Origin of the sequence: Phenylobacterium sp., from assembly GCF_025934275.1 — a bacterium.
GTDB lineage: Bacteria > Pseudomonadota > Alphaproteobacteria > Caulobacterales > Caulobacteraceae > Phenylobacterium.
The window spans coordinates 1-19,165 of sequence record NZ_JAICYI010000068.1; the positions used below are offsets into that span (position 1 = coordinate 1).

General features: G+C 71.3%; 18 protein-coding genes and 1 pseudogene. 3 read left to right on the forward strand and 16 right to left on the reverse strand.

Annotated elements, in window-relative coordinates; translation table 11 throughout:
• Window positions 1-959 (forward strand): annotated as a pseudogene (locus Q0W60_RS15095) (hypothetical protein); the annotation flags it as partial.
• A gap of 523 nt (window positions 960-1,482) precedes the next feature.
• Here Q0W60_RS15095 and Q0W60_RS15100 read toward each other — a convergent pair.
• The 10 genes from Q0W60_RS15100 to Q0W60_RS15145 all read right to left on the reverse strand — a co-directional run bounded on the left by Q0W60_RS15100 (window position 1,483) and on the right by Q0W60_RS15145 (window position 11,226).
• A complete protein-coding gene (locus Q0W60_RS15100; protein ID WP_297696905.1) occupies window positions 1,483-2,001 on the reverse strand; it encodes a CarD family transcriptional regulator in 519 nt (172 codons plus the stop codon).
• Between the two features lie 286 nt (window positions 2,002-2,287).
• Window positions 2,288-2,629, reverse strand: a complete 342-nt coding sequence (gene fdxA, locus Q0W60_RS15105) for a ferredoxin FdxA (RefSeq protein WP_297696906.1) — start codon at window positions 2,627-2,629, stop codon at window positions 2,288-2,290.
• Between the two features lie 92 nt (window positions 2,630-2,721).
• Window positions 2,722-3,003 (reverse strand): RNA-binding S4 domain-containing protein, encoded by a 282-nt coding sequence (locus tag Q0W60_RS15110; RefSeq protein WP_297696907.1) that lies wholly within the window; start codon window positions 3,001-3,003, stop codon window positions 2,722-2,724.
• On the reverse strand, window positions 3,000-5,546 hold the full coding sequence (locus tag Q0W60_RS15115; protein WP_297696908.1) for a helicase-related protein: 2,547 nt from the start codon (window positions 5,544-5,546) through the stop codon (window positions 3,000-3,002). The genes Q0W60_RS15110 and Q0W60_RS15115 overlap by 4 nt, the downstream gene beginning before the upstream one ends.
• 77 nt (window positions 5,547-5,623) lie before the next feature.
• The gene (gene mtnN, locus Q0W60_RS15120) at window positions 5,624-6,361 is read right to left on the reverse strand and encodes a 5'-methylthioadenosine/S-adenosylhomocysteine nucleosidase (RefSeq protein WP_297696909.1); all 738 of its coding nucleotides are present in this window, start codon (window positions 6,359-6,361) and stop codon (window positions 5,624-5,626) included.
• A 40-nt stretch (window positions 6,362-6,401) separates the two neighbouring features.
• Window positions 6,402-7,535 carry an ABC transporter permease gene (locus Q0W60_RS15125; RefSeq protein WP_297696910.1) on the reverse strand — a complete coding sequence of 378 codons (1,134 nt, stop codon included), beginning with the start codon at window positions 7,533-7,535 and terminating at the stop codon, window positions 6,402-6,404.
• Window positions 7,532-8,449 (reverse strand): ABC transporter ATP-binding protein, encoded by a 918-nt coding sequence (locus tag Q0W60_RS15130; RefSeq protein ID WP_297696911.1) that lies wholly within the window; start codon window positions 8,447-8,449, stop codon window positions 7,532-7,534. Before Q0W60_RS15130 ends, Q0W60_RS15125 begins: the two co-directional genes overlap by 4 nt.
• On the reverse strand, window positions 8,446-9,411 hold the full coding sequence (locus Q0W60_RS15135) for an HlyD family efflux transporter periplasmic adaptor subunit (protein ID WP_297696912.1): 966 nt from the start codon (window positions 9,409-9,411) through the stop codon (window positions 8,446-8,448). Before Q0W60_RS15135 ends, Q0W60_RS15130 begins: the two co-directional genes overlap by 4 nt.
• A complete protein-coding gene (locus Q0W60_RS15140) occupies window positions 9,408-10,049 on the reverse strand; it encodes a TetR/AcrR family transcriptional regulator (protein WP_297696913.1) in 642 nt (213 codons plus the stop codon). Before Q0W60_RS15140 ends, Q0W60_RS15135 begins: the two co-directional genes overlap by 4 nt.
• Window positions 10,050-10,116: 67 nt before the next feature.
• Window positions 10,117-11,226 (reverse strand): carbohydrate porin, encoded by a 1,110-nt coding sequence (locus tag Q0W60_RS15145; protein ID WP_297696914.1) that lies wholly within the window; start codon window positions 11,224-11,226, stop codon window positions 10,117-10,119.
• A 257-nt stretch (window positions 11,227-11,483) separates the two neighbouring features.
• Here Q0W60_RS15145 and rpmB point away from each other — a divergent pair, with 257 nt between their 5' ends.
• On the forward strand, window positions 11,484-11,780 hold the full coding sequence (gene rpmB, locus Q0W60_RS15150; protein ID WP_297696915.1) for a 50S ribosomal protein L28: 297 nt from the start codon (window positions 11,484-11,486) through the stop codon (window positions 11,778-11,780).
• 89 nt (window positions 11,781-11,869) lie between these two features.
• On the opposite strand, the gene Q0W60_RS15155 is transcribed toward rpmB, so the two are convergent.
• Together Q0W60_RS15155 and cobT are read right to left on the reverse strand one after the other, a co-directional pair.
• Complete coding sequence (locus Q0W60_RS15155; protein WP_297696916.1) at window positions 11,870-12,628, reverse strand: dienelactone hydrolase family protein; 759 nt, start codon at window positions 12,626-12,628, stop codon at window positions 11,870-11,872.
• An 88-nt stretch (window positions 12,629-12,716) separates the two neighbouring features.
• Complete coding sequence (gene cobT, locus Q0W60_RS15160) at window positions 12,717-14,660, reverse strand: cobaltochelatase subunit CobT (RefSeq protein ID WP_297696917.1); 1,944 nt, start codon at window positions 14,658-14,660, stop codon at window positions 12,717-12,719.
• A gap of 150 nt (window positions 14,661-14,810) precedes the next feature.
• On the opposite strand from cobT, the gene Q0W60_RS15165 reads away from it, so the two are divergent.
• Window positions 14,811-14,990 (forward strand): DUF1328 family protein, encoded by a 180-nt coding sequence (locus Q0W60_RS15165; RefSeq protein WP_297696918.1) that lies wholly within the window; start codon window positions 14,811-14,813, stop codon window positions 14,988-14,990.
• 45 nt (window positions 14,991-15,035) lie between these two features.
• Here Q0W60_RS15165 and Q0W60_RS15170 read toward each other — a convergent pair whose 3' ends face one another.
• The 4 genes from Q0W60_RS15170 to Q0W60_RS15185 form a co-directional block, all read right to left on the reverse strand.
• Window positions 15,036-15,542 (reverse strand): DUF4440 domain-containing protein, encoded by a 507-nt coding sequence (locus Q0W60_RS15170; RefSeq protein WP_297696919.1) that lies wholly within the window; start codon window positions 15,540-15,542, stop codon window positions 15,036-15,038.
• A 119-nt stretch (window positions 15,543-15,661) separates the two neighbouring features.
• A complete protein-coding gene (locus Q0W60_RS15175; RefSeq protein ID WP_297696920.1) occupies window positions 15,662-16,555 on the reverse strand; it encodes a hypothetical protein in 894 nt (297 codons plus the stop codon).
• Between the two features lie 11 nt (window positions 16,556-16,566).
• Window positions 16,567-17,787 (reverse strand): DUF3089 domain-containing protein, encoded by a 1,221-nt coding sequence (locus tag Q0W60_RS15180; RefSeq protein WP_297696921.1) that lies wholly within the window; start codon window positions 17,785-17,787, stop codon window positions 16,567-16,569.
• Between the two features lie 94 nt (window positions 17,788-17,881).
• Window positions 17,882-19,006, reverse strand: a complete 1,125-nt coding sequence (locus Q0W60_RS15185) for a hypothetical protein (protein WP_297696922.1) — start codon at window positions 19,004-19,006, stop codon at window positions 17,882-17,884.
• Window positions 19,007-19,165 lie beyond the last annotated feature (159 nt).

A 19,165-nucleotide genomic window follows, 5' to 3' on the forward strand; every position in this document is an offset into this window, starting at 1 on the left:
CAGGGGTCGCAATGGCGCCTTTTCCTGCCCTGGGCGCGTCGTGGCGCATGCAGCGGACCCCCTATGGGGCGCCGGACCTCGAAGGGGTCTGGACCAATGCCTCGTACACCCACTTGGAGCGGCCAAAGGAGTTCAAGTCGCTCGTTGTCGGTCCGGCGGAGGCGCGGGCCTTCGAAGCCGCACGGGCGGCGCACCATGGAGTTCTACTGGTCGGCGACGAGGTGGGGCAGGCCGATTCCGAGTTCCCGGAGTCCGGCGCGGGACTGGCGCGGATCCATGGCGAAATCCGCTCCTCCTGGATCGTAGATCCGCCTGACGGAAAGCTACCCTACACTCCCGAGGCCCGGAAGCGGCTGCACCTCGACGAACACCCGAGGCCCGAGCACTACGATGGTCCCGAGCAGCGGCCGCAGATGGAGCGGTGCCTGAACACGACCGGCTCGGCGCCGATCACCTCCTCGCCCGACGCCAGTCTCTTCCAAATTGTGCAGACCAGGGACGCGGTCGTGATCCTCGCCGAGAAGAACCACGACGCGCGGATCGTGCGCCTGACTTCCGGCGCCGTCATGACGAAAGGTCCGCCGAGTTGGATGGGCGACTCTGTTGGCCGTTGGGAAGGCGAGACGCTCGTGGTGGAGACCGACAACTTCCTGCCCGAGATCGAGCAGCGGGAGAACAGCTTCTTCCTGTCGTCGCAGGCCAAGGTGACAGAGCGGTTCACCCGAACCGGCCCGGGCGAGATGATCTACGCCTTCTCCGTGACGGACCCGAAGATGTTCACCCAGACCTGGCGCGGCGAGATGCTGTTCACCGCCGCCAAGGGCCCGCTCTACGAATACGCCTGCCACGAAGGCAACTACTCGATCGTCACGATCCTGGAAGCGGCGCGGGCCGGCCGCCAGGATCAGGCGGCCGTCCCTCTGCAGGCGAGAGCGGGGGTGCTGCCTATCAAGCGGTGAAGTCGGGGGGGCAGCAGAATCCTCGCCGAATAGGTCGCGTCGGAAGCCGTAGTTGGCGCAAGTCCAAGATGGACCTTGAGCGCGACGGCCACCCAGCGGACCTGGTGACGAGCTCCGGCAGTGGATGAAGGGCTGATCGTCCACATGAAGCTTCAAGCACGGTCACGAAGACCCCTGAGGGTCGCCTCACGGGCTGCCGTGACCTCTATGTTGAGGCGACGGTCGACGAGCCGAGCGAGATCACGGAAGCAATCTGCTACGTCGGCGCCCAGTGACCCGGATCGCCTTCGTGAACGGCCGTACCGGTGAAACGATCAAAGAATGGCGCGTCGGCATTGCGCCTGAAGGCGGCCAGTTCCCGTCAGGTAGTCACACATGGCTTCGGCAGGCCACCGCCGAAGATGCGGCCAGATTCGACCCCGAGCGCGCTCAACGGATGGGTACCACCGGAAGCCGGGCCAACTCCCTCATGAGGTCGTTGGCCTCGCTCTCGGTGATCTCCGGTCCCCAGTCGGGATGCCGATCAGGCGGCCGCGGCGGCCGCGGTTTTCACCAGCGACTTGTTGAGCAGGCTGATCGCCGCCTCGCGGTCGATCCGCTCGATGGCGGCGACTTCGCGGGCCATGCGGTCGACGGCCTGCTCGTAGAGCTGGCGCTCCGAGTAGGACTGCTCCGGCTGGTTCTCGGCGCGGTGCAGGTCGCGCACCACCTCGGCGATCGAGATCAGGTCGCCGGAGTTGATCTTGGCCTCGTACTCCTGGGCGCGCCTGGACCACATGGTGCGCTTCACCCGCGCGCGGCCCTTGAGCGTCGACAGCGCCTTGGAGACCACATTGCCTTCGGCCAGCGGCCGCAGGCCCGCCGTGCGGGCCTTCGCGGTCGGGACCCTGAGCGTCATCTTCTCGTGGTCGAAGGTGATGACATAGACCTCGAGTTTCAGACCGGCGACTTCCTGGGTTTCGATCCCCTGCACCTGGCCCACGCCGTGGGCCGGGTAGACGACGTGATCGCCCACCGAGAAATCGTGACCGTTCTTGCTCATCCGAAACCTCTCAATCTAAGTCCGCCACCTTCGCGAGGTCCGCTCGCGCGCGCATCCGCCAAGGATGAAGCCGCACGCTCCGCGAAGCGGCGCGGGCGGGACCATCGATTGGGCGGGATGCAAACCTCTAAAGACACCCTTCGCCGCGTCCAGGCCCAGGCGCCTGGACGGCGCTATTGTGGAAGACGGGCGGGGCCGTCGGCCAATCGCCACGTCGGCGGACTGATAGCACAAAATTAAGCCGAATGAAAGGCTTGGTCGAACGGCCGCGCTCGGAGCCGGGCCGTCAGGACCCGCGGCCGGGCTTTTCGGAGAAGTATTTCTCGTACTTGCCGGTCTCGCGCTCGAACTCCTCCGCGTCAGGCGGCGGCTCGCCCTTGACCGTTATGTTGGGCCAGACCTTCGAATACTCCGTGTTGATCCGCAGCCACTTGCCGTCGGGATCGTCCTCGGTGTCCGGCTTGATGGCGTCGACGGGGCATTCCGGCTCGCAGACGCCGCAGTCGATGCATTCGTCCGGATTGATCGCCAGGAAGTTCTCGCCTTCGTAGAAGCAGTCGACCGGGCACACTTCCACGCAGTCCATGAACTTACATTTGATGCAGGGATCCATCACGATGTAGGTCATTGCGTGCGAAGTACTCCGGCTCGCGCCCGTTGGCGGGCGGGTTTTCAGGGCCGCCGCTGCGAATGTCAATGCGTTGGCCCGGCCGGGGCTTTCTAGGATTTCTGCAAGGCGGAATAGAGGCCGCGCGCCTCGACCGGGGGTCCCCGCCGCTCGCCCAGCGCCTCGACGGTGACGGCGATCAGCCGGCCGCCGACCGCGAACACCAGGTGATCGCCGACCTTCACGGGCCGCGAGGATTTCTCGACGCGGCTCTCCTGGCCGGCGTGGGTCAGCCTGACCCGGCCCTCTTCGACGAAGCGGGCGGCCATCGAGCGGGTCTTGAAGAACCTCGCGCGCCATAGCCACACGTCGAGACGGGCCGCCGCCCCGGTCATGCCCGCGCGGCCTTGGGCCGGCGCCGCCGCCGCCGGGGCGGGCGGTCCGGGACGGGGTTGGCCTGCAGGGCGGCGAGCGCAGCGAAGGGGGAATGCGGCGCGGGCCTTGCGGCCTTGGCCGGCTTCGGCTCGCTGCGGCGGCGCCAGGCCGGCGGCTCGCCGGGCCGGGGCCGCCCCGTCGGCGCAAATCCCAGCCCGCGCAGGATCGTCCGCGTCTCCGCCTCGCTCCAGCCCAGCTCCTCGCGCGCCTGTTCGGAGAGCACCATTCCGCCCCCTGCCTTCGGCGCGGCGCGAAGCAGCTCGTCCAGCCGCTCCAGCTGCAGCACGGGGACGGCGAGCCCGCCCACCGCCATAAGCCCGTGCGCCGAGAGGGCGCGGGCGCTCGCGCCGGCCGGCGATGGGCTCGGCCGGTCCGCGGGCGGGCGCCAGTCGGGGGCCTCGCGCGCGGCGAGGGCCTGGGCGAGCGCCCGGGCCTGCGGCTTCAGGAGCCCGGGCAGGTGCAGCGAGAACGCGCCGATCCGCACGCCCAGCGCCCTGAGCGCCCGCCGCTCGACCTGGCTCAGCGCCTTCACCTCGGGTCTCACCAGGGCTCGGTCGAGCACCCCGCCGCTCTCGATCAGCCGGTAGGCGAGGCCGCGCGCCAATCCCTTGATCCGGCCCTCCGCCACCGCCGCCTCCAGCTTGCGCAACGGCGCGAGCCGCCGCGCGGCCTCGCCGGCCACGAAGGCCTCCAGCCGCCGGGCGGCCCGCTCGCGCGCCGCCTCATGGCCGAGGTCGCCGATCAGCCGCACCCGCGGAGCGGCCGCGGATCCGCCGGTGATCGCGCCCGCCGTCTCGCCGCGCCAGAGCAGCGTCCCGTCGGCGGCCAGCGAAAAGGCCTCGTCCGCCGCTGCGGCGAGCCTGCCGAGGCGCCGCGCGATCTCCGGACCCAGCGCCTGGCGGGCGGCCGCCCGCAGCGCCTTGTCCTCCAGCACCGTCGCGCCCTGCACGCCTTCGAAGCGCACGCCGGCGAGCTTGCCGACATAGTGGCCCTCGACGGTGACGCTGCCATCCGCCGCGACCCCGGCCAGCAGGTCCTCGCGCACCCGAAGGCCGCGCATCAGCGCGCTGGTCCGCCGGTCGACGAAGCGCGCCATCAGCTTCTCGTGCAGGGTGTCGGAGAGCCGGTCCTCCAGCTGCCGCATGCGCCCCTGCCAGCCCGCCGGATCGGCCAGCCAGTCGGGGCGGTTGGCGACATAGGCCAGCGTCCGGACATAGGCGAGCCGCGCCGCCAGCGCGTCGATATCGCCGTCGGTGCGGTCGAGCGAGCCGTGCTGCTTGGCGATCCAGTCCTCGGGGATCCTGTGGCTCCCGCCGGTCAGGTGCAGGAAGAAGTCCTTGGCGAGGCGGATGTGGTCCTCGGCGGCGACCTTGCGGAAGTCCGGCGTCTGGCAGACGTCCCACAGCTTGATCAGGCCCGCCCGGTCACGGGCCCGCGCGGCCACCTCGGGATCTTCGGCGAGCCGCTTCAGGGTGGTCTCGTCCAGCGCCTCGGCCGCGAGCCTCAGGCCCTCGCGCCCCGCCGGCTCGGCCAGCGAACGCATCAGGCCGGCCAGCGAGGCGAAGTCGAGCCGCGAGTTGCGCCACTCGGCCGCCGCCACCGGCTGGAACCGGTGTTCCTCCACCGCCAGCACGAGGTCGGGGTCCATGTCCTCGGCCTCGCCGGTGACCCCGAACGTGCCGTCGCGCTGGAAGCGGCCGGCGCGGCCGGCGATCTGGCCGATCTCCTGGGGGCTCAGGGGGCGTGATCGGCGGCCGTCGAACTTGGCGAGCCCCGCGAACGCCACATGGTCGACGTCCATGTTGAGGCCCATGCCGATCGCGTCGGTCGCCACCAAAAAGTCCACCTCGCCGGACTGGTAGAGCTCGACCTGCGCGTTGCGGGTGCGCGGCGACAGAGAGCCCATCACCACGGCGGCGCCGCCGCGCTGCCGGCGGATCAGCTCGGCGATGGCGTAGACCTGCTCCGCCGAGAAGGCGACGACCGCGCTACGCCGCGGCAGCCGGGTCAGCTTCTTCGATCCCGAATAGGTCAGTCGTGAGAACCGCTCGCGGGTGGCGATCTCGGCGTGCGGCAGCAGCCGACGCACGAGCGGCGCCATCGTCCCGGCGCCCAGCAGCATGGTCTCCGCCGTGCCGCGCGCGTGCAGCAGCCGGTGGGTGAAGACGTGGCCCCGCTCGGCGTCGGCGGCGAGCTGGATCTCGTCGACGGCCAGGAACTCCACCTCGCGCGACAGCGGCATGGCTTCCACGGTGCAGACGAAGTACTGCGGCCTGGGCGGGATGATCTTCTCCTCGCCGGTGATCAGCGCCACGGCGCGCGGCCCCCTGGCCTTCGCCACGCGGTCGTAGATCTCGCGGGCGAGGAGGCGCAGCGGCAGGCCGATCATCCCGCTCGCGTGGCCCAGCATCCGCTCGACCGCCAGGTGGGTCTTGCCGGTGTTGGTGGGCCCCAGCGCCGCCACGAGCCGGGCGGGCGCGGCCCCCGTCGGGCGGTCGCTCATGGCCTGAAAATGGGGGCGTCCGGAGAGTCGGGCAAGCGAGAGCGCGAGGCGGCCGCGCGTTCCCGCAACGATCAATTTCAAGCATCCGCGCGCTTCAGGATGGCCAGCAGCTCGGCGACGCAGAGCGCCGAGTTTTGCGCCGCCATGAGCGCCATCTGGTAATAGGTCACGTGGCTCTCCGCGCCGGCCAGATCGGAGAGCGTGCGGATCACGTAGAGCGGCCGCCCCCAGGCTTCGGCCACCTGGTGGATGGCGCCGGACTCCATGTCGATGGCGTCGGCGCCGAAGCGGGCGCGCAGCTCGTCGCGGGTCTCCGCGCAGTTCAGGAAGTAGTCGGCCGTCACGATCCCGCCTCGCCGGATCGGATGGCCCAGCCGGTCCTTCACCGCGGCTTGCAGCTCGTCGAGCGCGCGGGCCACCGCCGGCGACACCGGGAACAGCTCGGTCAGCTCCGGCGCGCCGATCGGGATTTCGCCCGAAGCCGTCGGCGTGAAAGTCCGTCCCGCCACCAGGCCGAAGTCGTGGATCGCCAGCCGGTCGGCCAGCAGCACCGAGCCCACCGGCAGGTCGGGTGAAAGGCCGCCCGCCACGCCCGAGCAGATCAGCGCCTCGGCCTCGAACAGGCCGAGGAGCAGCGTCGCCGCCGCCGCGGCGTTCACCTTGCCGATGCCGGCCTGAGCCAGCGCCAGCTCCTCGCCGTCGTGCCGGCCGCGCCAGATGCGCGTGGGCCCATGCCTCTCGGGCCGGCGATCGAGCTCCAGCCGGTCGCGGAGCGCGGCCAGCTCCTCGGGCGTGGCGCAGAGGATGCCGTACATGCGGCCTTCATAGCCTCTTCTCCCGCAGTGCGAGAGGAGGTCAGTCCAGGGTGCGCCGGTAGCGCGCCATGGCCAGGGCGGTGACGATCAGCATGAAGGCGGTCAGCGCCAGGAGCTCCCGCCACTGGTCGGCCAGCGTCTGACCCTTGAGCAGGGCTCCGCGCACCAGCCGCAGGAAGTGGGTCACCGGGATCGCCTCGCCGATCAGCTGGGCCCAGCCGGGCATGCCGCGGAACGGGAAGGCGAAACCCGACAGCAGGATCGATGGCAGGAGGTAGAAGAAGCTCATCTGCATGGCTTGCAGCTGCGATCGGGCCACAGTCGAGATCAGGAATCCCAGGGCCAGCGAGCCCACGATGAACAGGGCGAGGCCAAGGCTGAGTCCCGGCCAGCCGCCCTGCATCGGCACATGGAAGAGCAGCCGCGCGGTGATCAGGATGACCACGGTCTGCACGATGCCCACCAGCACGTAGGGCGCGAGCTTTCCCACCATCACCTCGATCGGCTCCAGTGGGGTGGCGAGCAGGCTCTCCATGGTGCCGCGCTCGGTTTCGCGAGTGACCGAGAGCGCCGTCATCATCACCAGGGTGAGCGATAGGATCACGCCCAACAGGCCCGGCACGATGTTGAAGGCGGTCACCGCTTCCGGATTGAACCGGTTGTGGATCACCACTTCGAAGGGCGGTGTGGCGGCGGCGCGGGCGGCGAGCCCGCCCTTCAGCTCCCCGGCCAGCGCCTGCTGCGGCAGGCCGGCCAGCGCGGCCACGGCCGCGGCGGTGGCCGTGGGATCGGAGGCGTCGGCCTCCACCAGGATCTGGGCCTTGTCGCCGCGCGCCACCCGGCGGGTGAAGTCGCCGGGGATGACCACCGCGAACTGCGCCTCGCCCCGCCGCACCAGCGCGTCGAGCTCCGCCGGGGTGTGCACCTCGCGCGTGAACTCGAAGTAGCCGGAGTTCCTGAGCGCCGAGACGATCGAGCGGGCGAAGCGGCTGTCCTCCTGGGCCAGGACGGCGGTGGGCAGGTTGCGCGGCAGGAAGTTGATCGCATAGCCCAGCAGGGTGAGCTGCAGGATCGGGATCCCCAGCATGATCGCGAAGGTCATCCGGTCGCGCGTCAGCTGCCGGAACTCCTTGACCACGACGGCCCAGATCCGGTCCGGCGAAAAACCCCTCATTGGACGTTGTCCTGCGCCTGGCCCATCAGGTGGATGAAGACGTCCTCCAGCGAGGGCGGGACCTCCTCCCAGCGCCACGGCTCGCGCCGCCAGGGCTTGATGGCGGCCGCCAGGGCGGCCTTGTCGGCGCCGCTCACGTGCAGCGCCGCGCCGAACGGGGCGACGCTCTCGACGCCGGGCTTGCCGGCAAGCTCGTGCGCCAGCCGGTCGATGTCCGGCCCCTCGCCGGTGAAGGTGAAGATGTGGGCGCTCTCCACCACCTCCTGCGCCGTGCCGCGGGCGATCAGCCGGCCATAGCTGATGTAGGCGATCTCGTGGCAGCGCTCCGCCTCGTCCATGTAGTGGGTGGAGACCAGCACCGTCAGGCCGTGGCCGGAGAGTTGGTGGATCTCGTCCCAGAAGGTCCGCCGGGCCTTGGGGTCGACGCCGGCCGTAGGTTCGTCCAGGAGCAGCAGGCGCGGCTCGTGCAGGGTGGCCGAGGCCAGCGCCAGCCGCTGCTTCCAGCCGCCCGAGAGCGTGCCCGCTAGCTGGTCTCGGCGGCTCGCCAGTCCCAGGTGCTCGAGCGAGGCGTCGACCCGCTCGCGCCGGCGGTCGAGGCCATAGACCCGCGCCACGAACTCCAGGTTCTCGGCGATGGTCAGATCCTCGTAGAGCGAGAACCGCTGGGTCATGTAGCCGGTCCGCCGCTTGATCTCGTCGGCTTCGGTCAGGATGTCGAAGCCCAGGCAGGTCCCTTGCCCGCTGTCGGGCGTGAGCAGGCCGCAGAGCATGCGCAGCGTCGTCGTCTTCCCCGAGCCGTTGGGACCGAGGAAGCCGCAGATGCGCCCTTCCGCCACCTGGATGGCCACGTCCTGCACCACGTGCTTGTCGCCGAAGCTCTTGTTCAGGCCGCGCACGTCGATGGCGAGACTCACCGCCGGGGCTCCACGTCCACCGGCTGGCCCGGATTGAGCCGCGCCGAGGGCAGGGCGCGGACCAGGAACACCAGCCGCTCGCGGCTCTCCTGGCTGTAGATCACCGGCGGGGTGAACTCGGGCCGGGGGCTGATGTAGCTGATCTTCGCCGTCAGGCCCGACGCGCAGCCGTCGCAGGAGAAGCGCACGATCTGGCCGACCCGGTAGGCCGCGAGGCTCTTCTCGGGCACGAAGAACTTCAGGTAGATCCGCGAATCCGGGAGCAGGGACAGGATCGGCTGGTTGGCCGGCGCCCACTCGCCCTGTTGGAAGAAAACGTCCTCGACCTGCGCCGCCTCGGGCGCCTTGGGGGCGAGGTCGCCGAGCCGGGCGATCGCGGCCGCCACCCCGGCCTTGGCCTGCGCGACCCGCGCATCGGCCGCGCGCACTTCGTCGGCGCGGGCGCCCAGGGTGGCGGTCTCCTTCTGCCGCCGCGCCGCTGCGAGGCTCGCCTCAGCCGTCTGGGCGCCCGCCCGGGCGTCGTCCAGCTGCTGCCGCGAGGCGACCCCCGCCGCCACCAGCTCGGTGGTCCGTCGCAAGGTCGCCTCGGCGTCGCGGGCCTTGCCCTGTGCGGCCGCGATGTTGGCGTCGAGCGCCGCGAGCTCGCTCGGCCGCTGGCCCTTGCGGACGTCGGCGGCCTGGGCTTCGGCGGCCGCCAGCTCCGCCTGCGCCTGCTCGACCGCGCCGGCCTGCTGCTGCGGATCCACGACGAACAGCGGCTGGCCGGCCCTGACCTCCTGGCCCCGCGCCACCGCCATCGTCCGGACCGTGCCTGACATGGGCGCGGCGAGATAGAGCGGCTCGCCCTCCACGTAGCCGGTCAGGGCCGCGCTGCGGCCAAGGCGCGGCAACAGGACGAGGATAGCCACGATGACGAGCCCCGCCAGCATCAGGCCCGCCACCAGCACGCGTTGGCGTTTCATGGCGGGGCCTCCTGGGTCAGCATGCCGGAGAGCATGGTCTGCATGTGCTGGCGCGCCACGGCCTGAACATCGAAGGCCGCCGCGCCGACCGGCTCGAAGGTCTCGCGCCAGATCACGCTGATCAGCAGCGGCGAGACGAGCTGCAGGGCGTAGGTTCTCGGGTCGCCCGCCTTGACCTCGCCGCGCGCCTGGGCGGCCGCGACGGCGTCGCAGAGCGCCCCCAGCGCGTGGGCCACCAGCCGATCGTGCCAGACGCGGGCGAGTTCCGGGAAGTTGCCGGCCTCGCCGATCACCATCTTGAGCACCCCGCCCACCGGCAGGGTCTCGAGCAGCGTCGCGATCCGCTCTGGCACGAGCCGCAGCAGCTCGGAGAATGGTCCGGGGTGGGCCGCGATCATCGCCCGCACCACCTCCATGTTGGGCGCGATCGCCTGTTCGACCACGGCGCGGAACAGGTCCTGCTTGGTTGCGAAGTAGAGGTAGAGCGCGCCTTTGGAGACGCCCGCGCGCGCGGCGATCTCCTCCAGCCGGGCCGCCGCGAAGCCCTTCTCGGCGAACGCCGCCAGCGCCGCGGCCACGATCTCGCCCGGGCGGTCGGCCTTGCGGCGGCGGAACCTCGGGGCGCCGGCGGAGCGCATGTGGCTCTCCAGGTAACTGACCGGTCAGTCAGTAATACGGTCTGCGGATCGGCGCAATGGCTGTCCGCTAGAGCCCCGCCTCCAGCTGCACGCCGACCACCAGGGCGTCGCGGCCGCCGCCCTTGCCGCCCGGGGAGATCACCCACTGCACGTCGGGCCTCAGCCCGAGGTGTTCGTTCACCGCCCAGCGGTAGTTCGCCTCGATCAGGCTCTCGTGGCCGCGCAGGGGGCTACGTCCGCTGAATTCGCCCGTCGTCGCGCCGAGCGACACGGAATCCGACGGCCGCGCGGGGTTGAACCCCTGCCAGGTGACCCCGCCGATCAGGAACAGCGGCTCGAGGTTGCGGTCGCGCCGCGGCGCCGCCTGCAGCATGGCGAAGCCGCTGAGGCTTTCGCCTTTCTCCGCCGCGGGCCGCTCGAGCCACAGGTACCAGCCCGCATCGCCGCGCACCGTGCGTCCGTCGAAGGTCTGGAAGCGCGCGCTGTCGCCATAGCCGCCGAGCCCGGCGCGGAAGCCCGCGCCCACCGGCGCCACCGCCTCGCCGAAGCCCAGCACCCCGTCGGCGGGACGGAAGCGCAAGTCGAGCCCGTGCTTGTCCAGCGTCATCCGCCGCGGATCCGACAGAAACGCCCCGCCGCGCAGCTCCACGGGTCCCGCCTGCGCCTTGCCCCACGCGCCCCAGGTGGCCGCAGGCGTCGCCGCCCGGCCCGGATCGTTGAGCGTGATCGCCCCGCCGTTGGACGAGAAGGCGGAGTTCACGAACTGGCTCATGCCGGCGACCCCCGGCAGGGCGTCGCCCGCCGAGAGCCGTCCGGCCTGGAACATCAGCGCCTCGGATCGGTAGGTCGCCTTCATCTCGTAGAGCCACAGGCCATCGCCGGTGTTGAACGGCCCCTGCACGCCCTGCACGTCGCCGATCGCCCGCGCCGAGAGGTTCGCGCCCGCCGTCCAGGCGCCCTGCGCCGTCCAGCTCCAGCCCCCGCCGATCGGGCCGGTGAAACCCGCCGCCAGCGCGTGCGCGTAGGTGGCCGAGTTCGAGCGGCCGCCGGCGGCGACCGCGTCCCAGTCGCCGACATAGCTGAACAGGGCCTTCACCCCGACGTCCTGCGCCAGGGCCGGGGAGGGCGCGGCCATGGCTGCAAGGACCAGAAGCGCGGGCAGGGCGCGTGGGCTCACCGGGCCTCCTCGGCAGGCGCGCGAACGCGGCCAAAACAAAGCATGACCGAATCACTGACTCAGCCCGATTCGGCCTTTGTTCACCGCAACATATTGTATCTCAAGGAAGAAGGGACACAATCGGCCAGGTGTCCAGTGGCGTCCGGCGCGCTGCGCCGCAGGCCGCTCGCCTTGACGGCCCGCGAGCGCTTCCTCTATATCGCCCGCTCCCGCGGGCCCGGCCCGCCGCACTCCAATTCCCGCGAAGGTCATTCGCCATGTCGCGCCGTTGCGAACTCACCGGTGTCGGCCCGATGGTCGGCCACAACGTGAGCCACTCGAACATCAAGACGAAGCGGCGCTTCCTGCCGGCGCTGTCGCCCACGACGCTGCAGTCCGAGACGCTCGGGCAGTCCTTCACGCTGCGCATCACCAACGCTGCGCTGCGCACGCTCGACTTTCGGGGCGGCCTCGACGCCTTCCTGCTGAAGGCCAGCGACCGCGACCTCTCGCACCGCGCGCGGCGCATCAAGCGCCAGGTCAAGGCCAAGCTCGCCGAGCAGCCGGCGGCCTGAGCCCGATACTTCGGATTCCGAAGAAGGCCGCCTCCGGGCGGCCTTTTTCGTTGCGCTCCTCCCCTGTCCCGCAAAGGACGGGGGGATGTTTAGGCCGCCACCTTCTCCTTCAGCGTCTCGTCGAAGAGCCGGATCAGCTCCTGCCAGTGGCGCTCGGCTCCCTCGGCGTTGTGCACCGGCATGTCGGCGGGCACCCAGCCGTGGCGGCAGCCCTTCCAGATCGAGACCTGCGCCTCGACGCCCGCCTCGGAGAGCGCCGCGTCCAGCCGCTCCTTCTGGGCCTCGTCGAAGCTGCCGTCCTCGTCGGCCCCGGCCACCAGCACCTTGGCCTTCATCTTGGGCGCCAGCAGGTGCGGGCTGGAGGCGGAATCGGTCGCCATGTTGCCGCCGTGGAAGCTGGCCGCCGCGACGATCCGGTCCGGGAAGGTCCCGGCCGCGCGCAAGGCGATCGAGCCGCCCATGCAGTAGCCGGTGACGCCCACCTTGTCGGCCTTGGCCTGCGGCTGCTTGGCCAGGAAGTCCAGGCAGGTCCGGGTGTCGGCCATCTGCTTCTCGGCGTCGGTCGAGCCGCGCAGCTTCTGGAACAGCGCCCCCATCTCGGGATCGCCCGCCCGCGCCTTGGCGATGTCCAGCGGCGGATAGGGCCCGGCGCGCCAGAAGAGGTCGGGCAGCAGGACGTAGTAGCCGGCGTCGGCCAGCCGCTGGCCCATGTCGAACAGCGCAGGCCGGATCGCCGGGGCGTCCATGAAGATGATCGCCGCCGGCCAGGGTCCGTTGCCCCGCGCCGGGGTGAACACGAAGGCCCGCATGTCGCCTTCCGCCGTGGGGACCGATATGTCCTGCCGCATGGCCATCCTCCGCTGTCTTTCCGTTGACGGAAGATCGAATAGCCGCGGGCCGCCGCGTGCAACCACAGAATCTCTAAAGGCCTGCGGATCACGCCACCGCGCGGCGGACTTCCTTGAACGTCGAGCGGCGCAGCGTGGGCTTCGGGCCTTCCGTGTTGGGCGGCGGCTGCAGCAGGCCCTGCGCCTTGCGCGTGAGCCGCCCGGGCTCCTCCTCGAACAGCTCGGCGAGCTGGTCGGTGATGGCGCCGGCCAGCTGCTCGACGTCGACGATGGTCACCGCCCGGCGATAGTAGCGGGTCACGTCGTGGCCGATGCCGATGGCGATCAGCTGCACGGGGCTGCGGCTCTCGATCTCGGCGATCACCTCGCGCAGGTGCCGCTCGAGGTAGTGGCCGGAGTTAACGCTGAGCGTGGAATCGTCCACCGGCGCGCCGTCTGAGATCACCATCAGGATGCGCCGCTGCTCGGCGCGGCCCAGCAGCCGCTGGTGCGCCCACATCAGCGCCTCGCCGTCGATGTTCTCCTTGAGAAGGCCCTCGCGCATCATCAGCCCGAGGTTCTTGCGCGCGCGCCGCCAGGGCGCGTCGGCGGACTTGTAGATGATGTGGCGCAGGTCGTTCAGCCGCCCGGGCTGCGGCGGCTTGCCGGCCTTCAGCCAGTCTTCGCGCGCCTGGCCGCCCTTCCACGCGCGGGTCGTGAAGCCGAGGATCTCGGTCTTGACCCCGCAGCGCTCGAGCGTGCGCGCCAGGATGTCGGCGCAGACCGCCGCCACCATGATCGGCCGCCCGCGCATCGAGCCGGAGTTGTCGATCAGGATGGTCACCACCGTGTCGCGGAACTCGGTGTCGGCCTCCTCCTTGAACGACAGCGGCGAGGTCGGATCGACGATCACCCGGGTCAGCCGCGCGGCGTCCAGGATGCCTTCCTCGAGGTCGAAGCTCCAGCTGCGGTTCTGCTGGGCGAGCAGCTTGCGCTGCAGCCGGTTGGCGAGCCGCGAGACGACGTTCGAAAGGCTGGCGAGCTGCTGGTCGAGATAGGCGCGCAGCCGCCCCAGCTCCTCGCCGTCGCACAGCTCCTCGGCGGCGACGATCTCGTCGTGGGCGGTGGTGAACACCTTGTAGGTGACGACCTTGCCTTCGCCGGAGAACTCGGGGCGCGCCGGCTGTTCGCCTTCGCCCATGTCCGGCGGCTCGTCGGTGTCGTCGGCGTCGGGGTTCTCCTCGGCCTCCATCATCTGGCTGTCGGCGTCCTCGCTCTCGCGGTGGGTGGCCTCGCTCTCGTCCATCGCCGTCTGCTGCGGCGAGCGGCCCTCGCCTTCGCCCTCGTCCTGTTCGGAGGATTCCGGCTCGCCCTCCTCGCCGTCCTCGTCCTGGTCCGGCTGGTCGGGCGCGTCGGAGAGGTCGTCGCCCATCTTCAGGTCGCGGATGATGGCCCGCGCGATGCGGGCGTAGGCCCTCTGGTCGGCGATGCTCGACGCCAGCTTGTCGAGGTCCGCGCCCGCCTTGGCCTCCACCTCGTCGCGGAACAGGTTGACCATCGGTTGGGCCATCGGCGGCGGCGCCTCGCCGGTCAGCCGCTCGCGCACCATCAGGCCCACGACGTCGGCGAGCGGCGGATTGGCCAGGGCCTCGATCTGGTTGAACGAGCGCTTGGCCCAGGCCTGCTCCAGCACCGCCTTCAGGTTGTCGCGCACCCCGCCCAGCGCATTGGCGCCGATCGCCTCGATGCGCGCCTGCTCGATGGAGTCGTAGATCGGCGCGCCCAGCGCCGAGCCCGGCCGCGCCTTGGCGTGCGCCGCCGGATCGTGGTGGGCGAGCCTGAGCGCCATCTGGTCGGCGAGGCCGCGGATGCGCGCGGCGTCGGCGGGGGTCAGGTCGCGCGGCGGGTGCGGCAGCACCGCCCGGTTGCCGGCCAGCTGCGGCCCCTCGCCGGAATAGACGATCTCCAGGTCGGGCGTCTCGGCGAGCGAGCGGGCGGCGTTCGCCAGCGCGCGCTTGAACGGCTCCAACGGGCTTTCGGGATTCTTGGCCATCTGCGGTTCCGTCTTAGATCGGACGGGCGCTTCGCGAAACAAGGCTTCTCCGCGCACCGCACGAACCGGTGATGGCCGGAACAGGCTTCGCCGGGTCGGCGTTAGCCGCCGGAGGTCCCCGCAGGGCCTTGAAATGTTGAGGGAAGCGAAATGCTCAAGTGGGCTCTGATCTTCGCGGTGATCGCCCTGATCGCCGGCGGGCTTGGCTTCGGCGGCATCGCCGGCGCCGCGGCCGGGGTCGCCAAGTTCCTGTTCTTCCTGTTCCTGATCGGCTTCGTGATCTTCCTGATCCTGGGCTTCTTGGCCGCACGGAAGGTGGCCGGGGATTGACCGCGAACGCGAGGGAGGGGACGCGCCCCTCCCTCGGCCCGGTTCCTACTTCTTGTCTGCGGCGGCGGGCGCGGCGGACGCCGGCGCGCTGCTGACCTCGGCGAGCCGCCAGGTCCCCTGGTCGTCCTTCTTCCAGCCCGCCACATAGTGGCCGGTGACGTGCTCGACCGCCTTGGTCGCCGGATTGGTGCCGCTGGCGTCGAACGTGCCGGTCTGCAGCGCCAGGTCGCCGGATTTCGCGACGTCGGTGTGCTCGGCCTTGACGACGAACGCATAGGCCGGATCGGCGACCTGAGCCTTGGTGGCCTTCAGGTCCTCGTCGCGGCCGGTGACGTCCGGGCCGCCGCCGTAGCCCTTGAAGTCCGGGGCGTCCATGGCGGTCATCTTCTCGGCGTCGCGCGCCCTGGCGGCGGCGTTGAAGGCGTCGATCTGCGCCTGGATGGCGGCGGTCTCCTTCGACGGATCGACGGCCGCCGCGGGCTTCTGGCATGCGGCCAAGCCGCCGGCGAGCGCGGCGGCTGCGATCAGGCCGAGGCGTCGGGTTGCGATCATGGTGTGTCCCCCTGGTTGGCCGCCGCCGTAGCGGGGCCGGCTGCGGCCGTGGCCGCGGTAGCCCGAAGCCTAACCGTGTTATGCGAAACCGCCTAGCCGCCGCTCGCGCCGGCGCGGAGTCAGGCCGCCCGGGCTCTCAGGGCGCGGACCTTGCCGCCGGGGGCGGCGACCATCATCGCCACCAGGGTCTCGGTGACGTTCGGCTCCAGCCCCTCGGTGTGGCCCTTGTCCTTGCGGACCACGTCGGCGATCAGCCGCCCGCCGCGCGCGTTCGGATAGACCCACACCTCGGCCACGCCAGGCCGCGGCCTCAGCCCCCAGCCGGGGTTCGAGCGGCCGTCGCGCAGCGTGTCGTGGATCTGCCCCGGCTGGTCGTCGACCACGTCGGGGCGCCGCTCGCGGGGGCCCGCGCCATACCTCTCCGCCCACGGCGAGGTCTGCGGCAGCGAGGCGATCTCGTGCTCGCCGACCGCGAAGATGAACGAGAGGTCCGCGTCCGGCCACGGGCCTCCCGGCGGCCGCGCCGGCGGCGTCATCGGCGGCCGGCCCGGCAGCGGCGGCGGGCCGAAGCCGGGCGCCCGCTCCGCCGGCCCTATGCGGCCGCCGGAGAGCGACAGCCAGCCGTCCGCCCGCGCCTTGAAGAAGGCGTCCTCGGCGAGCAGACGGGCCGACGTCATGCCGCCCTGGCTGTGCCCCGCCAGCCAGAACGAGCGGACCGCGTCGCCGTACTTGCCGAGCACGAAGTCCACGATGTTGTGCAGATGCTGGTCGTCGGCTTCGCCCACCCAGCGCCGCGACGGCTCCTTGGTCGCCGCCGAGGGCGTGGCGATCACCAGCCGATGCCGCTCCTTGCAGTCGACGGTTGGGAAGTAGGCCCGCTGCCATGCGCCCACCGAGCCGCCGCCATGCAGGCTGAGGATGAAGGTCACCTCCTCGCCGGCTTTGAGGTCGTCCGGATCGTCGAGGTAGAACTTGCGTCCGGTCTTCTCGTCGACGGCGGCGATGCTCGGCATGGCCGGGGCTCCTACTTGCGTGGCTTGGGCGCGATGCGTTGGTCGGCGGCGTTGAGGTAGGCCCGGCCTTCCCGGCCCACGATGTCCACCAGGTTGCCCATGGCCAGGTTGGCGTCGATCAGATGCAGGCCCCAGTCGGCCGCGACCTTGCCGTCGGGCCCGACCACGTCGCCCTCGATGCTGTCGGTGCGCGGGTCGGCGGCGACCGCGTTCACGTGCACCTGCATGTAGCTGAAGCCGTTCTTCTGCACGCAGTCCGAGGTCAAGAGGCCGGGCGCGGAGATGAACGGCGTGGTCGGGTTGGCCTTGCCCTTCACCCACACGGTCCTGGGCGCCGACTGGCCGGAGATCGCCGGCGCGTTCGACAGGTATGCGTGCAGCTCGCCCGGGCCGCCGGCCAGGTTCGCCGGATTGGCGCAGGCGGCGATGTCGCCCGCCTCGGTCACCTTGCCGAACCGCGAGTTGGCGGGCGGCGGGACGGTGTCGCGGAAGCTGGAATAGGCGATCACGCAGCCGGTCTGGCTCGGGCTGCGGCACACCGGAATGTGCTGGAAGAGGCCGGTGTCCTTGCCCGCCTCCACCGGCAGGCGCGTGCCCATCAGGATCGCCGAGACCAGCCTGGCCTGCACCGGCTTGCCGTCGATCTCGTTCTTGATCAGCCGGGTCAGCACGCCCGAACCCTGCGAGTGGCCGATCAGCACCACGCCGCGGCCGTGGTTCTCGTGGGTCAGGTACCAGTTCCAGGCGTCGACCACGTCGTCGTAGCCCACCCGCCGCATGGCCGGATCGCCCGAGCCTGGCAGCGGCTTGCCGCCGATCCCGGCGCGCAGCGCCGTCAGCGTGAACTGCCGGTAGAGCGGCGCATAGAGCCGGCACTTCGCGCCGAACCGCGCGAACTGCGCCCTGATGACGTTCAGCTCCTCCGGCCCGGGGTTCATGTCGGACACCACGCCCGGATCGTTCGACACGGTCGGATAGACGTAGAAGCAGTCGATCGGGGCGTTCGGATTGGCCTTGTAGGTCTCGACCGTCTCGCTCCCGTCGGGCTTCACGACCGTGGTGGTGAGGTCGACGGCGCAGGCGTTGCCGCTGGTCTTGTCGGGCCGGCAGAGCCAGGCGGCAGGGTCGGCGTAGGCGTTCTTGGGCAGCGCCGTCCCGCCCTGCGCCGCGGCCGTTCCGGCCAGCAGCAGGCCCGCGCCAAGGCCCAGCGCCCCCAGCAGCTTCGCAAGCATCGTCTCCCCCTCGGTTTCTAGGCAGTCGTGCTCACAGCATTCCGCGCACGCGCCGGCCGGTCCAGCCATTTCGCCGCTGAAACAGCGCGCGCCGCTAGGCCGCGAAGTGTGCGAGCAGCAGCGCCACGGCCTCGTCGAGGTCGGAATAGACCAGCCGCGCGCAGGTCATGGCCGCGAACCGTTCGGCGATCAGCGCCAGGGTTTCCCCGCGCAGCCGGTGCTCGCCCGAGAAGGCGGACGCCAGCACCTCGGTCAGGGCCGACAAGGGATCGAGCGGCTGAAGCGCCGCGGCCGCGCCTTCGCAGCGGTCGAGCAGCACCGCCATCGCCGGCGCCGCGGCGGCGCCCCGCGCCATCGCGCCGAGGGGAAGGTAGCGCACCGCCCGCCCGTCCGCCCGTCGATGGATCGCGAGGGCCGGGATCGCCGGAATCCGGGAGTCCACCAGCGGCCATGCGCCCGGCTTCAGCGCTGGGCTGAAGGCGAGCCCGCAGAAGTCGCCCTCCGGCGTGACGGCGACGACATCGTCGGACAGGTACCCGAACCCGCTCGTCGCGAGCGCGACGCTCAGGGTGCTCTTGCCGGCTCCGGGCCCGCCCGCCAGCAGTAGGGCCCGCCCGTCACGCTCAAGCATCGCGGCGTGCAGCAGCAGGCCGCCCCCGCCCGTGCGGCGGCAGAGCTCCGTGGTGAGCATCGCCTTGATCTCGGGCGTCACCTGCGCCGCCGAGAGCACGCGGATCGGGACCTGCTCGCCCAGCACGAACCAGGCGCCGCCGAGGCCGACCACGTCCAGTCGGACGGCGTCCGCGCCGACGGCGGCGCGGAACTGACCGAACACCTCGCGGAGCATCGGCCCGATGCAGTCCCCGCGGTCCGCGCGGAGCTCGACCCGCGCCTGGAGAGCGCCGATCCGCAGCGGCAGCACCTCGCCCCGCGTCCCGGCAAGCCGTTCGAAGAGCGTGCGCGGCGCTAGCCAGCCGCCCTCGACCCAGGCGCGCGCCTGCTCCGCGGCCGCGTCGGCCTCCTTGCGCGCGCTCGCCAGCTCATCGAACAGCGACGCCAGTCCTGGCGGCAGTTCGAACAGTTGCTGGCGGCGCTCGCAGAACAGCGCCTCGCGGCCATCCAGCGTCAGCCGCCGCACGCCGGGCGCCGCCGCCAGGGGGCCCTGCATCCAGGGCGGCGGACGCGCGGGCGAGGGCCGCTCGAGCGCCTGCGTGCTCATCGGCCGATCCCCGGCACCGGCATCGCGGCGTCCTTGCCGTAGACGTCGCGGAAGAAGGCGACGCCGCCCGGCGAGGGCGCGGCGGTCAGGTAGGTGATGTAGAGCGGAACCGGCTGGTCCAGGAAGGCGGCCTGATCGAGGCCCATGGCGCGCACGTCA

Bases quoted from the DNA above. Each gene is read 5' to 3' on its own strand.
- Q0W60_RS15170 (WP_297696919.1), bottom strand. From the start codon at position 15,542: ATGATCGCAACCCGACGCCTCGGCCTGATCGCAGCCGCCGCGCTCGCC.
- Q0W60_RS15140 (WP_297696913.1), bottom strand. From the start codon at position 10,049: ATGCGCTCCGCCGGCGCCCCGAGGTTCCGCCGCCGCAAGGCCGACCGC.
- Q0W60_RS15135 (WP_297696912.1), bottom strand. From the start codon at position 9,411: ATGAAACGCCAACGCGTGCTGGTGGCGGGCCTGATGCTGGCGGGGCTC.
- Q0W60_RS15155 (WP_297696916.1), bottom strand. From the start codon at position 12,628: ATGCGGCAGGACATATCGGTCCCCACGGCGGAAGGCGACATGCGGGCC.
- Q0W60_RS15100 (WP_297696905.1), bottom strand. From the start codon at position 2,001: ATGAGCAAGAACGGTCACGATTTCTCGGTGGGCGATCACGTCGTCTAC.
- rpmB (WP_297696915.1), top strand. From the start codon at position 11,484: ATGTCGCGCCGTTGCGAACTCACCGGTGTCGGCCCGATGGTCGGCCAC.
- Q0W60_RS15180 (WP_297696921.1), bottom strand. From the start codon at position 17,787: ATGCTTGCGAAGCTGCTGGGGGCGCTGGGCCTTGGCGCGGGCCTGCTG.
- mtnN (WP_297696909.1), bottom strand. From the start codon at position 6,361: ATGTACGGCATCCTCTGCGCCACGCCCGAGGAGCTGGCCGCGCTCCGC.
- Q0W60_RS15115 (WP_297696908.1), bottom strand. From the start codon at position 5,546: ATGAGCGACCGCCCGACGGGGGCCGCGCCCGCCCGGCTCGTGGCGGCG.
- fdxA (WP_297696906.1), bottom strand. From the start codon at position 2,629: ATGACCTACATCGTGATGGATCCCTGCATCAAATGTAAGTTCATGGAC.
- Q0W60_RS15110 (WP_297696907.1), bottom strand. From the start codon at position 3,003: ATGACCGGGGCGGCGGCCCGTCTCGACGTGTGGCTATGGCGCGCGAGG.
- Q0W60_RS15125 (WP_297696910.1), bottom strand. From the start codon at position 7,535: ATGAGGGGTTTTTCGCCGGACCGGATCTGGGCCGTCGTGGTCAAGGAG.
- Q0W60_RS15185 (WP_297696922.1), bottom strand. From the start codon at position 19,006: ATGAGCACGCAGGCGCTCGAGCGGCCCTCGCCCGCGCGTCCGCCGCCC.
- Q0W60_RS15165 (WP_297696918.1), top strand. From the start codon at position 14,811: ATGCTCAAGTGGGCTCTGATCTTCGCGGTGATCGCCCTGATCGCCGGC.
- cobT (WP_297696917.1), bottom strand. From the start codon at position 14,660: ATGGCCAAGAATCCCGAAAGCCCGTTGGAGCCGTTCAAGCGCGCGCTG.
- Q0W60_RS15175 (WP_297696920.1), bottom strand. From the start codon at position 16,555: ATGCCGAGCATCGCCGCCGTCGACGAGAAGACCGGACGCAAGTTCTAC.